Source organism: Ruegeria sp. BHSA191, from assembly GCF_059613325.1.
This window is the reverse complement of sequence record NZ_JBXWSH010000007.1, coordinates 14,940-28,831: the sequence shown is the minus strand read 5'-3', so window position 1 is coordinate 28,831 and position 13,892 is coordinate 14,940. Positions and strand designations below refer to the sequence as shown.

Here is a 13,892-nt window from a genome sequence, read left to right as displayed (position 1 = left end):
GGACCATAGGAGCAAACACTAAATCAAGGGTAAATTTGGAGACTGCGCGTCAATTCGTGGGGCGCGACAACCATCCAAAGCGAATCAGAGCAGCTCCCCCGCAAGCGAGTTCGCCCCCGACGCCGTGATCCGGACTGGCCGGAGATCGCCGGCGGACAGCTCAGCTCCGCTGACATGCACCGCGTGCAGGTACTCGGATTTCCCAACCATCTGCCCCGGCAGCCGGCCGGGTTTCTCGAACAGGACGTTCACGGTGCGACCGACCATGGCGTCCTGAACCTCGCGCTGATGCCGCGTGATCAGGGCCTGCAGACGCTGCAGGCGCTCATCCGCCTCCTGCGGATCGACCTGCGGGCGCTCGGCTGCGGGCGTGCCCGGCCGGGTCGAATATTTGAACGAATACGCATAGCCATAGCGAACCTGCTCGACCAGATCCAACGTGGCCTGAAAATCCTCTTCGGTTTCTTCCGGGAAGCCCACAATGAAATCGCCCGACATCAGGATATCGGGGCGCGCTTCCCGAATCCGCTCGATCAGACGCAGATAGCTTTCGGCGGTGTGGCTGCGGTTCATCCGCTTGAGGATCTTGTCCGACCCCGACTGCACCGGCAGGTGCAGATAGGGCATCAGCTTTTCGCAGGTGCCGTGCGCCTCGATCAGATCGTCGGTCATGTCGTTGGGGTGCGAAGTGGTGAACCGGATGCGTTCCAGCCCGTCGATCTTGTTCAACTCCCAGATCAGCCCGGCCAGGGTCATGTCGCCATCGGGACCGGCCCCGTGATAAGCGTTGACGTTCTGGCCCAGCAGCGTGATCTCGCGCACGCCGCGCTCTACCAGGTCCTGCGCCTCACGCAGGATGCGGTCGGCCGGACGGCTGACCTCGGCCCCTCGGGTATAGGGCACAACGCAGAAGGCGCAGAACTTGTCACAGCCTTCCTGCACGGTCAGGAAGGCCGTCGGGCCGCGCTTGGCCTTTGGACGGTTCTTGAGCTTCTCGAACTTGTCCTCTTCGGGGAAATCGGTATCCAGCGCCTTTTCGCCCGCACGCGCCTTGGCTTCCAGTTCGGGCAGGCGGTGATAGCTCTGCGGTCCGACAACCAGATCGACCAGCGGCTGCCGGCGCATGATCTCTTCGCCCTCGGCCTGCGCCACACAGCCCGCCACGCCGATCTTCAGATCGGGTTTTTCGGCCTTCAACCCCTTGAAGCGGCCCAGTTCGGAATACACCTTCTCGGCCGCCTTTTCGCGGATGTGGCAGGTGTTCAGCAGGATCATGTCCGCATCTTCGGGCGACTGCGTTTCCACATAGCCCTGCCCGCCCAGCGCCTCGGACATGCGTTCGCTGTCATAGACGTTCATCTGACAGCCATAGGTCTTGATATACAGCTTTTTCGGTTCGGACATGGGCTGGGCCTTCTACGTTCGCTGGACCGGCGTCGTCTATACGCATCGAACGCCGCTTGCAATGCCGGCGCAATTACCCGAATTTGACCGAGAATTCCAGCGAGGCAGGCAGCAAACAGGCGATGCAGCACGATTCTCTCGATGATTTCCTCAGATCCGGGCGGGCGGCCCTGTCCAAGGGGCCGGTGGCCCTGATCTTTGCCGAGGACGACGTGGAAATCGACGGCACGCTGCGCCATCACCTCGACCTCGGATTCAAATCGGTGATCGCTTTCATGCCGCCGGATTTCGCGATGGCGCCCGACCTTACCCAGCGCGTCCACCGGGTGTCCATGCGCTGCACCCCGCGCGAGGCGGTCTTTGACGCCATCAACCGCATCATCCGCGCGACGCCGTCGATCTGGATGTATTACTGCTACAACTCGGAATACCTGGTCTTTCCCTTCTGCGAGACGCGATCGATCGGCGAAATGCTGACCTTTCACGCCGAAGAACGCAGCGATGCGATGCTGTGCCATGTCATCGACATCTATGCCGACGACCTGACCGCACATCCAAACGGGGTCGCCCCCGATCACGCCATGCTGGACAGCACCGGATACTACGCCCACAGCCGGCACGACCGGGATGGCACCCCGCTGGAACGTCAACTGGACATGTCGGGCGGGCTGCGCTGGCGGTTCGAGGACCGCATCCCCTACGAACGGCGACGCATCGACCGCATCGGCCTGTTCAAGACCCGCAAAGGGTTGACGCTTCTGCCAGACCACAGCTTCAACGAGCCCGAGTACAACACATATGCCTGCCCCTGGCACCACAACCTGACCGCGGCCATCTGTTCGTTCCGCGCGGCCAAGGCGCTGTGCAGCACGGCCGGGCCGGGCGGCCCGATCACCAGCTTTCGCTGGCCCAACTCGGTTCCGTTCCAGTGGAATTCCAACCAACTGCTCGAACTGGGCCTGATCGAGCCGGGCCAGTGGTTCTGAAGCCGCGCCTTCAGCGCCTCAGCAGTATCGGAAACCAGTCCTCGCGCAGACGCTGACCCGGCCGCATGTCATGGCCCGGAAAAGGCGGCGAGGTCCGCCCCGGACGCTCGACATAGCGCGCGTCGTCACCCACCAGACGCACCGAAAACGCCCGCCTACGCCGGTCCGAGCGGTTGCCCCGGGCGCCGTGCAGGGTGCGGAAATGAAAGGCGACCGCGTCGCCCGGCTCCATCTCGAATTCGACGATCCGCATCCCTTCGGCCTCGGGGTCGGGCACCGGGATGTACTGGCCTTCGTTGGGAAAGAACCCCTCCTCCGAGACCCAGCGCGTCGGCAGAACCTCTTTTTCCCACAGATGCGAGCCGGCGACGCACCGCAGCGTGGCCTCGCGCACCGGATCCAGCGGCGACCAGAAACTGATCGTCTGCCGCCCCTCGACGAAATAGTAGGGCCCATCCTGATGCCACGGCGTGGCCATCGAGGTGCCCGGCTCTTTTACCAGCACATGGTCGTGGAACATCTGCACGGTTTCGGACTGCATCAGGTCGGCGGCGACCTCGGCCAGAGGCGAAGACTGGATGACCTCCTGAAATTGCTGAATGCGCGACCAGTTGCAGTAATCGTCGAAGAACCGGCCCGTCTCGCCCTTTTTCCTGTTTTCCGAGGCATAGGGGCTGGGCTGTTCCATGTTCAGGGCCACCCCGTCACGCAGGGATTGAACGTGATCAGCGAACAGGCCTTTGACAAGAACCACGCCGTCCTTCTGAAAGGCATCGATCATCTGTGGAGTGACAAGGGGGTGTGGCATGATGAACTCCGACTGACGTGCCCGGCGATCTGTGCACGATCGACGACTCAGTTCAACCGGAAGTTCCGACGTGAAATGCCGCAGACACCAAGGGGGAAAAGGCCGCGCCTGTCAGGCCTTCTTGCGCAGGCGGATGACCACATCGACGGATGCGATCTCGACCCCGTCGGGCGCCTGGGGCAGACGCTGGATCACCAGCTGATCCGAGGGCGCATCACTCAGCCGGCCCTCGTCTTCCCAGAAGAAATGGGGGTGGTCATGGGTGTTGGTGTCGAAATAGCTTCTGGACCCGTCCACCGTGATCTCTTGCAGTACACCCGCATCGCAAAAGGCGCGCAGCGTGTTGTAGACGGTGGCCAGCGAAACGGCATCACCTCTCTTTTTGGCCGACTCGAACAGGCTTTCGGCGGTGACATGGCGGTGCCGCCCGTCTCCGACAAGCAGTTCGGCCAAGGCAACCCGTTGACGCGTCGGGCGCAGCCCGGCGTGCACCAACCAGTTCGTCGCAATGTCCCGGCTTTGATCCGTCATGAATTCGCAATCCGATTGTCTGATCCAATATATAAGTGCCGTCCGCCGGCAATTTCAATTGAAATTCATTCGCAATCCGATCGGCCCCATCCGCCCGATGTGTTCGGCTGCTCTTGCAGGACCTTGCAAACGGGTGCTAGACGAGGCCAGATTGAACCAACAGACCCCAGGCAGGAGACGCGGCAGAATGGCCCAATTCCCTAGCAGCTTTGACAAGGACGATCTGCTGAAATGCGCCCGCGGCGAATTGTTCGGCCCCGGCAACGCCCAGCTGCCCGCGCCGCCGATGCTGATGATGGACCGGATCACCGAGATCTCGGCCGACGGGGGCGCGCACGGCAAGGGCCATGTGGTTGCCGAGTTCGACATCACCCCGGACCTGTGGTTCTTTGAATGCCACTTCCCCGGCAATCCGATCATGCCCGGCTGCCTGGGCCTGGATGGCCTGTGGCAGCTGACCGGGTTCAACCTGGGCTGGCGGGGCTGGCAGGGTCGTGGCTATGCGCTGGGTGTGGGCGAAGTCAAGCTGACCGGCATGGTGCGCCCCGACCGCAAGATGCTGACCTATTACGTCGATTTCACCAAGGCCGTGCAAACCCGCCGTCTGACCATGGGAGTGGCAGATGGCCGGGTCGAGGCGGATGGCGAAGTCATCTATCAGGTCAAGGACATGAAGGTTGCATTGTCAGAAAGCTGACCTCAGCTGATCGGCAACAAGCACAGAACGGAATACAGGAGTACGCTTATGCGTCGCGTCGTCGTAACCGGATTGGGGGTCGTTTCCTCCATTGGGAACAATGCCGAAGAGGTTCTGGCCTCGCTCAAGGCAGGTAAATCCGGCATCGAGGCCAACGAACAGATGGTCGAACACGGCTTTCGCAGCCAGGTGGCCGGTTCACTCAAGATCGACGTGGCCGAGCACGTGGACAAACGCGCACTGCGGTTCATGGGCCCCGGCGCCGCCTATGCGCATATCGCGATGAGCCAGGCGATCGCCGATGCCGGCCTGACCGAAGATCAGGTCGTGAACCCGCGCACCGGCCTGGTGGCGGGTTCGGGCGGGCCGTCGACCAGCGCCATGCTGACGGCGCATCAGACCGTTCTGAAAACCGGCGCGACCAAGCGGATCGGCCCGTTTGCCGTTCCGAAGTGCATGTGCTCGACCATTTCGGCCAACCTGGCCACCGCCTTCAAGATCAAGGGCATCAACTATTCGATCACCTCGGCCTGCTCGACCTCGCTGCACTGCATCGGCAATGCGGCCGAGCAAATCATGATGGGCAAGCAGGACGTGATGTTCGCCGGCGGCGGCGAGGAACTGGACTGGACCCTATCGTGCCTGTTCGACGCGATGGGCGCGATGTCGTCCAAGTACAACGACGCGCCCGAGAAAGCCTCGCGCGCGTTCGATCAGGATCGTGACGGCTTTGTCATTTCCGGCGGCGGGGGCATCGTCGTGCTGGAAGATCTGGACCACGCGCTGGCGCGGGGCGCCAAGATTTATGCCGAGGTGACCGGCTTTGCCGCGACGTCCGACGGCCATGACATGGTCGCCCCGTCGGGCGAAGGTGGCGAGCGGGCCATGCGCCTGGCGCTGCAGACCCTGCCCGAGGGCCGGAAGGTCTCTTATATCAACGCGCACGGTACCTCGACCCCGGTCGGAGACGTGGGCGAAGTCGAGGCTGTGCGCCGCATTTTCGGCGAGGGCAGCGTGCCGCCGATTTCTTCGACCAAGTCGATGACCGGCCATGCGCAGGGCGCGGCGGGCGCGCTCGAGGCGATCTTCTGCCTGCTCATGCTCGAACATGATTTCATTGCACCGTCGATCAACGTCGACACATTGGCCGAAGGCATTCAGCCCGGCGAAATTGCCACGCAAGTGGTTGAAAACGCAGGCTTGGATAGTGTCATGACGAACAGCTTCGGCTTTGGCGGCACGAATGGCTCCATGGTTCTGTCCAAGTATAACGGGTGATCGAGATGTCAAACTGTCTGAAGGGAAAACGCGGTCTGATCATGGGCGTAGCCAATGACCGCTCGATCGCCTGGGGCATCGCCAAGGCCATGCACGAGGCCGGGGCCGAGCTGGCCTTCACCTATCAGGGCGAGGCCTTCGGCAAGCGGCTCGAGCCGCTGGCGCAAAGCTTGGGCAGCGACTTCATGGTCGATGCCGACGTGACCGACGACGCCTCGCTGGACCGGGCCTTTGGCGAATTGTCCGCGCGCTGGCCGACGATCGACTTTCTGGTCCATGCCATCGCATATTCGGACAAGACCGAACTGACCGGCCGGTTCTTGAACACGACGCGGGCCAACTTCAAGCACTCGCTGGATGTGTCGGCCTATTCCTTCATCGAAGTCGCGCGTCGCGCCTATCCGATGATGAAGGACAATGGCGGCACCCTGCTGACCCTGACCTATCAGGGGTCGAACCGCGTGGTTCCGAACTACAACGTGATGGGCGTGGCCAAGGCGGCGCTGGAATCGGCGACCCGCTATCTGGCCAACGACCTGGGGCCCGACGGCATCCGGGTCAACGCGATTTCGCCGGGCCCGATGAAGACGCTGGCCGGTGCGGCAATCGGCGGTGCGCGCAAGACCTACAAGTTCTGCGACCAGAACGCGCCGCTGCGCTCGAACGCCACGCTCGAAGCGGTGGGCGGCACCGCCGTTTATCTGGCTTCGGATGCCGGCGCCTGCACGAGCGGTGAAATCATCCGGGTCGATGGCGGGTTCCACGTTCTGGGCATGCCTCAGCCCGTTTTCATGTGACTCGATCTTTCCCTGTCGCCGCCAAGATTTGACCAATTTTCGGCGGCAGGTTTCGGCACATGAGCAAACTTGACCGAATAATCGCCAGCAGCCCGCGCGTGCAACAGGCCCGTCGAAAGGAAAGGTTCCTCAGCGAGCGTGCGCGCAAACTGCTGCTGACCCTCACGACACTGTTGATCTTGTGGGTGTTCTATACCCAACCGCAGCTGCGGTCCGCGGTTGGGTCGTTGTTGGATCTGGTGCCCGGGCTATAGGCCCGGACCGGTCAGTTGACCGAAACGACCTCGATATCAAAGGTCAGATCCTGCCCGGCCAGCGGATGGTTGGCATCCAGCGTAACAGTGGTGTCGGTGGCCTCGACCACGGTGACCGGCAACGCTTGCCCGTCCGGGGTCTGCATCTGCAACTGGGTGCCGGGGTCCAGCGGAATGTCGGCCGGAATGCCTTCGCGCGGGATGTCCTGACGCATCGCAGGATTCACCGGGCCATAGGCGTCTTCGCACGCCACTTCGACCCGTTTCTTGTCGCCGACTTCCATCCCCGGCAGGGCCGAATCCAGCCCTGGAATGATCTGGCCGGATCCGACCGCGAATTCCAGCGGCTCGCGCCCTTCCGAGCTGTCGAAGACTTTGCCGTCCTGCAAAGTGCCGGTGTAGTGAATGCGAACGGTGTCGCCTTGTTTGATTGCGGTCATGGTGGCCTCCGGCCTTGAAGTAGAAAGAGCCGCCCAACCTAGAGCCTGCCGCGCCGTTGTAAACCCTTTTGCGCTTTTCCCACTGGGGCAGTTGTGCAAACCTGCGCGCAATCACGGCGGAGGATCACATGGCAATCACGACCTGCGTTTTCGACGCATATGGCACCCTGTTCGACGTGACCGCCGCGGCGCGGCAGGCGGCAGCCGAGCCCGGCTTTGAAGCGTTGCAGGCCAAATGGCCCGAGCTTGCCAATCACTGGCGCCTGAAGCAGTTGCAATACACATGGCTGCGCGCCGTGGCCGACGCACATGCCGATTTCTGGGACGTTACGCAGGACGGGCTTGACTGGGCGCTCGACGCGACCGGCCTTCAGGGCGACCCAAACCTGCGCCAGCGTCTGCTGGATCTGTATTGGGAGCTTCAGGCCTATCCCGAAGTACCCGCGATGCTGAAGGCCTTGAAATCCGGCGGTCTGCAGACCGCGATCCTGTCGAACGGCTCGCCACCGATGCTTGACGCCGCCGTCAGGTCGGCGGGCATCGGCGCGTTGCTGGACGATGTGCTGTCGGTCGAAAGCGTCGGCGTGTTCAAACCCCATGCCAAGGTCTATGATCTTGTCCCCGCCCGGTTCGGTTGCGACCGGTCCGAAGTGCTGTTCGTCAGCTCGAACGGCTGGGACGCGGCCGGCGCCAGCGGATACGGCTTCGTCACGGCCTGGGTGAACCGAGCGGGTGAGCCGATGGACCGGCTGCCTTGGGCACCCGCCCATGTGCTGTCCGACCTGACGCGCATCCCCGAACTGGCGGGCCTGTGATGCCGCGTTTCACGACCACCGATGGACTGAACCTTTACTACGCGGACACCGGCCAGGGGCAGCCGCTTCTGTGCCTGGCCGGGCTGACCCGCAACAGTCTCGATTTCTCGTTCCTGGCACCGCATGTCGCCGATCTGCGCATGATCGCGCTGGATTATCGCGGCCGGGGGCAATCGGCCCACGACCCCGACTACCGCAACTATACCGTCGCGCACGAGGCGCAGGACGTAATCGCGTTGATGGACCATCTGGCCCTGGACCGGGCCAGCATCCTGGGTACCTCGCGCGGCGGGCTGATCGCCATGACGCTGGCAACCACCCATCCCGACCGTCTGGCCGCCGTGATTCTCAACGATGTCGGCCCGGTGATCGAGCCGCAGGGCATCGCCCGGATCATCGACTATGTGGGCCGCAAACCGGTGTCGAAAACGCTTGATCAGGCGGCTGCGATCTTGAAACAGATGATGGAGCCGCAATTCCCCGGCGTTCCGCTTGCGGTCTGGCGCAAACAGGCCGCGTTCCAGTACGAGGAAACGGCCGATGGTTTGGCCCTGCGCTATGACCCGGCCCTGCGCACCGCCTTGCTGGAACAGATCGAAGCCGGCGAAACCCCGGACCTGTGGCCCCTGTTCGATGCCTTGCGCGCCGTGCCAACAGGCGTGATCCGCGGCGCCAACTCGGACCTTCTGAGCCGCGAAACGGTCGATGCCATGCGCGCGCGCCATCCCGGCCTGATCACGGGCGACGTGCCCGATCGCGGCCATGTCCCGTTTTTGGACGAGCCACAATCCCTCGACATCATCCGCAAGACATTGGAACTGGCATGAGCACCATTGACCTGATCGAAGCCGCCGCCGACCGTCTGGCTGGCCATGTGCGCAAAACGCCGCTGTTGACCTCGCCCTTTCTGGACCAGATCGCGGGGCGCCGGGTGCTGGTGAAACCAGAATGCCTGCAGCACACTGGCAGCTTCAAGTTCCGCGGGGCCTGGTCGGCCATTTCCGTGCTGGACGACGCGGCCCGCAAACGCGGGGTTATTGCCTATTCCTCGGGCAATCATGCGCAAGGGGTAGCCCATGCCGCAACGCTGCATGGCACCAGGTCGATCATCGTGATGCCCGCAGACGCGCCCCGGCTGAAGATCGAGAACACCCGCGCTCTGGGGGCCGAGGTCGTGCTGTATGACCGCGCCTCCGAAAGCCGCGAGGATATCGGCGAGGCGCTGGCGGCCGAACGTGGCCTGACCCTGATCCGCCCCTATGACGAACCGCAGGTGATCGCCGGGCAAGGCACCGTCGGCCTGGAACTGGCGCAGCAAGCCCGCGATCTGGGTGTCGAGACTGCCGATGTTCTGGTATGCTGCGGCGGCGGGGGGCTGACTGCCGGCGTCGCCTTGGCGCTGGACCGCCACGCGCCCGGCCTGCGCGCCCGCCCCTGCGAGCCCGAGGGGTTCGACGATGTGAAACGCTCGCTGGCCGCAGGCAGCATCCAGGCGAATGCGGCCACCTCCGGCAATATCTGCGACGCGATCCTGACGCCGCAACCCGGAGAGATCACCTTTCCCATCCTCAACCGCCTGTGCGAGCCCGGTCTGGCGGTCTCCGAGGCCGAGGCGCTGCAGGCGATGGCCCAGGCCTTTCTGCGCCTGAAGATCGTGCTGGAACCCGGCGGTGCGGTTTCGCTGGCGGCGGCGCTGTTCCGAAAGGACGAGATCGCGGGCGATGCGGTGATCGTCGTGGCCTCGGGCGGGAATGTCGATCCGCAGGTCTTTGCCGGGGCATTGGAATTCCTGACCTGACAAGCGGTCGGGACAGATGCCATAAGGTGCGGCAAACGCTGCAGAAACCCAATAGAAGAAAAAGGTCGCCCAGATGCACATCGCGGATTTCGGAGAGGTCAAGCTGCACTATCGCGAGGACGGAACCCCTGACGGGGCACCCGTCGTCTTTGCAAACTCGCTGGGGACCGATATGCGCCTGTGGGACCCGATCCTGCCGTTGCTGCCCGACGGTCTGCGCATCATCCGCTATGACAAGCGCGGGCATGGATTGTCTTCGCAGCCGCCCGGCCCCTATTCGATGGGCGCTTTGGTGCGCGATGCCGAGCGATTGCTGGATCACCTTCAGGTCCGCGACTGTGTCTTTGTCGGACTGTCCATCGGTGGTATGATTGCACAGGGTCTGGCCGTGAAACGACTGGACCAGATCAGGGCGATGGTGCTGTCGAACACGGCAGCCAAGATTGGCACTCCGGCGATATGGGCCGACCGGATCGCGGCTGCGCGCAAAGGCGGGATCGAAGCCCTGGCCGACGCGACGATGGAGCGATGGTTTTCCAAGGCGTTCCGGTCCTCGCCGGACGTCCACCTGTGGCGCAACATGATGGTGCGGCAGCCGTTGGAAGGGTACCTGGGCTGCAGCGCCGCGATATCGGGAACCGATTTCTTCACGCCGACCAGCGGATTGCGCCTGCCGACGCTGGGCATCGCCGGGTCCGAGGATGGATCAACACCCCCGGACCTTGTGCGCGAAACGGTCGATCTGATCCCCGGCTCGCGGTTCGAGTTGATCCGCAAGGCCGGACACCTGCCCTGCGTCGAACGGCCCGGCGACTACGCGGCGCTGCTGTCGGATTTTCTGGCCGAAACCGGGCACGTCTGAGAAGGAGGAACCGGTGGCGAATTTTCTGTTGATCCACGGGTCGTGCCATGGCGCCTGGTGCTGGCGCGACCTGATCCCCAAACTCAGATCGCTGGGGCACAGCGCGCGCGCTATCGACCTGCCCAGCCACGGCGCGGACCCGACGCCGGTGTCGGCCGTCACCCTTGACGATTGCCGTGACGCGATACTTGCGGCGTCCACTCCCGACACCATCCTGGTCGGGCATTCCTGGGGCGGCTATCCGATCAGTGCCGCGGCCGACCATGCGCCCGACCGGATGCGGGCGCTGATATACCTGTGTGCCTACGTGCCCCGGCCCGGCCTTTCGATGATCGACATGCGCCGGCAGTCTCCGCGACAACTCATTGCGGATGCGGTTGAAAAATCGGCCGACGGCCTATCCTACACCGTCCTGCCGGAACGGGTGGAGGGCCTGTTCTATCATGACTGCGCGCCTGAAACGGTGCGCTATGCCCTTGCGCGGTTGTGCCCCCAGGCCATCCGCCCCCAGGACACGCCTTTGGACCTGAGCGGCGGTTTTGCCCGCGTTCCCAAGGCCTATATCCGCGCCACAGACGATCGGACCATTCCCCCGGAATACCAAGAGGACATGAGCCAGATCGCACCACCGGATCTGCGCCTATCCATCGACAGTTCGCACTCGCCCTTCTTTTCGCAACCCGGACATCTTGCACAGCAACTGAGCGGATTGGCCGCCCGGCTCTAGCGGTTGGGAAGTGACCGCACGTCACAAGCCGTTTGCCGCCGCAAACCACCCCGAGCGGGTTCATAGACCGGCATGGCCTCGCTAGGCTCGGCCCGAAAAATAACAGTTGGCACAGGCATGCGGCTTCCTTTTCTTTTTGCGTTCGGAACCGTGATGATCGATGCAATGGGCATCGGTTTGATCATGCCGATCATGCCGCAGCTGATCGTCGAGGTGCAGGGCGGGTCTCTGGCCTCGGCCGCTATCTGGGGCGGCATTCTCAGCACCGCCTTCGCGGCCATGCAATTCCTGTTCGGGCCGGTTCTGGGAAATCTGTCCGATGCCTATGGGCGCCGGGTCGTTCTGCTGGTGTCGCTGCTGATGATGGCGCTGGACTATGTCGTGATGGCGATTGCGGGCAGCATTTGGCTGCTGCTGGCCGGGCGCCTTCTGGGCGGCATCACGGCGGCCACGCATTCCACCGCCGCGGCTTTTATCGCCGACGTGTCGAAACCCCATGACAAGGCAGCCAATTTCGGGCTTTTGGGCGCGGCATTCGGGGTCGGATTCGTGCTGGGGCCGTTGATGGGCGGGCTGCTGGGCGAATATGGCACACGCGCACCTTTCTGGGCCGCCGCGGGGCTGTCGGTGCTGAATTTCTGCCTTGGATTTCTGGTCATGCCGGAAACGGTGACCGACAGAAACCGCCGCCCGTTCCAGTGGCGGCGCGCCCGGCCCGACAGCGCCCTGCGCGCGATTGCCGGCCTGCCCGGTATCAGGCCGCTGCTGTGGGTCTATTTCCTGTATTCGGTGTCGATCTATGTCTACCCGGCCATCTGGTCTTATTTCACGGTCGAGCGGTTCGGCTGGTCGACCCAGATGATCGGGCTGTCTCTGGCCGTTTACGGGCTGGGCATGGCTGCCGTTCAGGGCGGGCTGATCCGCCCGGCCACCCGGCATCTGGGCGAGCGCAGAACGATCCTGCTGGGCATGGTGTTCGAGATCGTCAGCTTTCTGCTGTTGGGCTTTCTGACCAATGGCACCATCGCCCTGATGCTGATCCCGATCACCGCCTTGGGCGCGATGGTCACCCCGGCGCTGCAGGCGCAGATGTCGCGCGCCACGCCGGATTCGCAACAGGGCGAGTTGCAAGGTGTGCTGGCCGCCCTGCACGCCTTGTCCATGATCCTTTCCCCACTGGTCATGACGGCAGTGTTTGCGCAGTTCGCCCGGCCCGATGCCGCGATCTATCTGCCGGGGGCGCCTTTCCTGCTGGCGATGGGCCTGATGCTGGCGGGCTTCGCGTTGTTTTTACGGGTCCGGGCTTCCGATATGTAACAACGACATGGGAATGACGTTTTCCGTCTTGCAGCCCACGGTTTCAAACGCCACCGTGACCCAAACCAAAAGAGGGATCCATGCAGACCATCAAAGCCGCCGTATGCCGCGCCTTCAACCAACCGCTTGTCATCGAAGACATCCAGATCGCGCCGCCCGGCATGGGCGAGGTCGAGGTCACGCTGGATGCGGTGGCGATCTGCCACTCCGACATCACCTATGCCAGCGGCGCGTGGGGCGGGTTTCTGCCCGCCGTCTACGGGCACGAGGCCGCAGGTGTGGTCTCGGCCGTCGGAGAAGCCAGCGGCGGATTCAAGGTTGGCGATTCGGTCGTGGTGACCCTGATCCGCGCTTGCGGGTCTTGCCCGTCCTGCGCCAGCGGCAAGCCGGTGATCTGCGAAACGCCCTATGACACGGTGAACGGGCCGCTGCGCACGGCGGACGGTGGGCCGCTGGAACAGGCGATGGCCTGTGGCGCATTTGCCGAAAAAGTTGTGGTCAGCCATCGCCAGATCGTAAAGATCCCCGACGCGATGCCCAAGGACGTGGCCAGCCTGCTGTCCTGCGGGGTGATCACCGGCCTGGGGGCGGCGGTCAACGCCGCGCAGTTGCGCCCGGGTCAGGATGTCGTGGTCATCGGCGCGGGCGGGGTGGGCCTGAACGCCATCCAGGGCGCGCGGCTGGCCGGAGCCCGGCGGATCGTGGCCGTCGACATGACCGAAGAAAAGCTCGAGATCGCCAAGGAGTTCGGCGCCACGCACGGGGTTCTGGCCACGCTGAAAGAACCGTGGAAAGCGGCGTACAAGGCCCTGGGCGGTCGGGGGGGCGATGCGGTTCTGATCACCGTTGGGGCCATCCCCGCCTATGATCAGGCGCCCCGCTATTTGGGTCGTGGTGGCAAGGCGGTGATGATCGGCATGCCGCATTCCGGCGCGCAATCCAGCTATGAGCCGGTCATTCTGGCAGCACTGGGTCAGGGCATGGTCGGGTCGAAGATGGGCGACGTGGTGATCCAACGCGACATTCCGTGGATGATCGATCTGTATGAACAGGGGCGGCTGAAGCTGGACGAGCTGATCTCGGGTCGCTGGACGCTGGAACAGATCAACGAGGCCATCGAGGACACCAAGACCGGGTCGGCCAAGCGCAACGTCATCGTATTCGACCGGGGCTGACGG

General features: G+C 63.6%; 16 protein-coding genes. 12 read left to right on the top strand and 4 right to left on the bottom strand.

The features are described from left to right. Positions 1–84: 84 nt before the first annotated feature. Positions 85–1,404: a tRNA (N6-isopentenyl adenosine(37)-C2)-methylthiotransferase MiaB gene (gene miaB, locus AC2FNS_RS09340; RefSeq protein WP_496711316.1), complete on the bottom strand. Its 1,320-nt coding sequence runs from the start codon at positions 1,402–1,404 to the stop codon at positions 85–87. Between the two features lie 122 nt (positions 1,405–1,526). Between miaB and AC2FNS_RS09335 the strand changes: the two genes are divergently transcribed. Then, positions 1,527–2,390 (top strand): hypothetical protein, encoded by an 864-nt coding sequence (locus tag AC2FNS_RS09335; protein ID WP_496711315.1) that lies wholly within the window; start codon positions 1,527–1,529, stop codon positions 2,388–2,390. Positions 2,391–2,400: 10 nt separating this feature from the next. Here AC2FNS_RS09335 and AC2FNS_RS09330 read toward each other — a convergent pair whose 3' ends face one another. After that, a complete protein-coding gene (locus AC2FNS_RS09330) occupies positions 2,401–3,198 on the bottom strand; it encodes a phytanoyl-CoA dioxygenase family protein (protein WP_496711314.1) in 798 nt (265 codons plus the stop codon). A 111-nt stretch (positions 3,199–3,309) separates the two neighbouring features. Further along, positions 3,310–3,729, bottom strand: coding sequence for an iron response transcriptional regulator IrrA (gene irrA / locus AC2FNS_RS09325; RefSeq protein WP_490360294.1), 420 nt, complete (start codon positions 3,727–3,729; stop codon positions 3,310–3,312). A 187-nt stretch (positions 3,730–3,916) separates the two neighbouring features. Here irrA and fabA point away from each other — a divergent pair, with 187 nt between their 5' ends. From fabA to AC2FNS_RS09305, 4 genes are read left to right on the top strand one after another with little or no spacing between them, the layout of a single operon-like run. Continuing rightward, entirely contained in the window at positions 3,917–4,426 is a 510-nt protein-coding gene (gene fabA / locus AC2FNS_RS09320) for a bifunctional 3-hydroxydecanoyl-ACP dehydratase/trans-2-decenoyl-ACP isomerase (RefSeq protein ID WP_149775635.1), read from the top strand. Positions 4,427–4,474: 48 nt separating this feature from the next. Continuing rightward, positions 4,475–5,704 carry a beta-ketoacyl-ACP synthase I gene (fabB, locus tag AC2FNS_RS09315; protein ID WP_496686890.1) on the top strand — a complete coding sequence of 410 codons (1,230 nt, stop codon included), beginning with the start codon at positions 4,475–4,477 and terminating at the stop codon, positions 5,702–5,704. A 5-nt stretch (positions 5,705–5,709) separates the two neighbouring features. Further along, positions 5,710–6,501, top strand: a complete 792-nt coding sequence (locus tag AC2FNS_RS09310; protein ID WP_496711816.1) for an enoyl-ACP reductase FabI — start codon at positions 5,710–5,712, stop codon at positions 6,499–6,501. Between the two features lie 59 nt (positions 6,502–6,560). Further along, positions 6,561–6,755 (top strand): hypothetical protein, encoded by a 195-nt coding sequence (locus AC2FNS_RS09305; RefSeq protein WP_496682542.1) that lies wholly within the window; start codon positions 6,561–6,563, stop codon positions 6,753–6,755. 11 nt (positions 6,756–6,766) lie between these two features. Here AC2FNS_RS09305 and AC2FNS_RS09300 read toward each other — a convergent pair whose 3' ends face one another. Continuing rightward, positions 6,767–7,195: an FKBP-type peptidyl-prolyl cis-trans isomerase gene (locus AC2FNS_RS09300; protein ID WP_149775631.1), complete on the bottom strand. Its 429-nt coding sequence runs from the start codon at positions 7,193–7,195 to the stop codon at positions 6,767–6,769. 128 nt (positions 7,196–7,323) lie between these two features. Here AC2FNS_RS09300 and AC2FNS_RS09295 point away from each other — a divergent pair, with 128 nt between their 5' ends. From AC2FNS_RS09295 to AC2FNS_RS09265, 7 genes are all read left to right on the top strand, one after another. Continuing rightward, on the top strand, positions 7,324–8,010 hold the full coding sequence (locus tag AC2FNS_RS09295) for a haloacid dehalogenase type II (protein ID WP_496711817.1): 687 nt from the start codon (positions 7,324–7,326) through the stop codon (positions 8,008–8,010). Then, positions 8,010–8,837 (top strand): alpha/beta fold hydrolase, encoded by an 828-nt coding sequence (locus tag AC2FNS_RS09290; RefSeq protein ID WP_496711818.1) that lies wholly within the window; start codon positions 8,010–8,012, stop codon positions 8,835–8,837. The genes AC2FNS_RS09295 and AC2FNS_RS09290 overlap by 1 nt, the downstream gene beginning before the upstream one ends. Beyond that, positions 8,834–9,808 (top strand): threonine ammonia-lyase, encoded by a 975-nt coding sequence (locus tag AC2FNS_RS09285; protein ID WP_496711819.1) that lies wholly within the window; start codon positions 8,834–8,836, stop codon positions 9,806–9,808. The genes AC2FNS_RS09290 and AC2FNS_RS09285 overlap by 4 nt, the downstream gene beginning before the upstream one ends. A gap of 73 nt (positions 9,809–9,881) precedes the next feature. Next, positions 9,882–10,670 (top strand): 3-oxoadipate enol-lactonase, encoded by a 789-nt coding sequence (pcaD, locus tag AC2FNS_RS09280; RefSeq protein WP_496682535.1) that lies wholly within the window; start codon positions 9,882–9,884, stop codon positions 10,668–10,670. A gap of 13 nt (positions 10,671–10,683) precedes the next feature. Continuing rightward, positions 10,684–11,397, top strand: a complete 714-nt coding sequence (locus tag AC2FNS_RS09275; RefSeq protein ID WP_496743104.1) for an alpha/beta fold hydrolase — start codon at positions 10,684–10,686, stop codon at positions 11,395–11,397. 117 nt (positions 11,398–11,514) lie between these two features. Beyond that, positions 11,515–12,714: a TCR/Tet family MFS transporter gene (locus AC2FNS_RS09270; protein WP_496711821.1), complete on the top strand. Its 1,200-nt coding sequence runs from the start codon at positions 11,515–11,517 to the stop codon at positions 12,712–12,714. A gap of 80 nt (positions 12,715–12,794) precedes the next feature. Further along, positions 12,795–13,889 (top strand): Zn-dependent alcohol dehydrogenase, encoded by a 1,095-nt coding sequence (locus AC2FNS_RS09265; RefSeq protein ID WP_496711822.1) that lies wholly within the window; start codon positions 12,795–12,797, stop codon positions 13,887–13,889. The last annotated feature ends 3 nt before the right edge of the window (positions 13,890–13,892 follow it).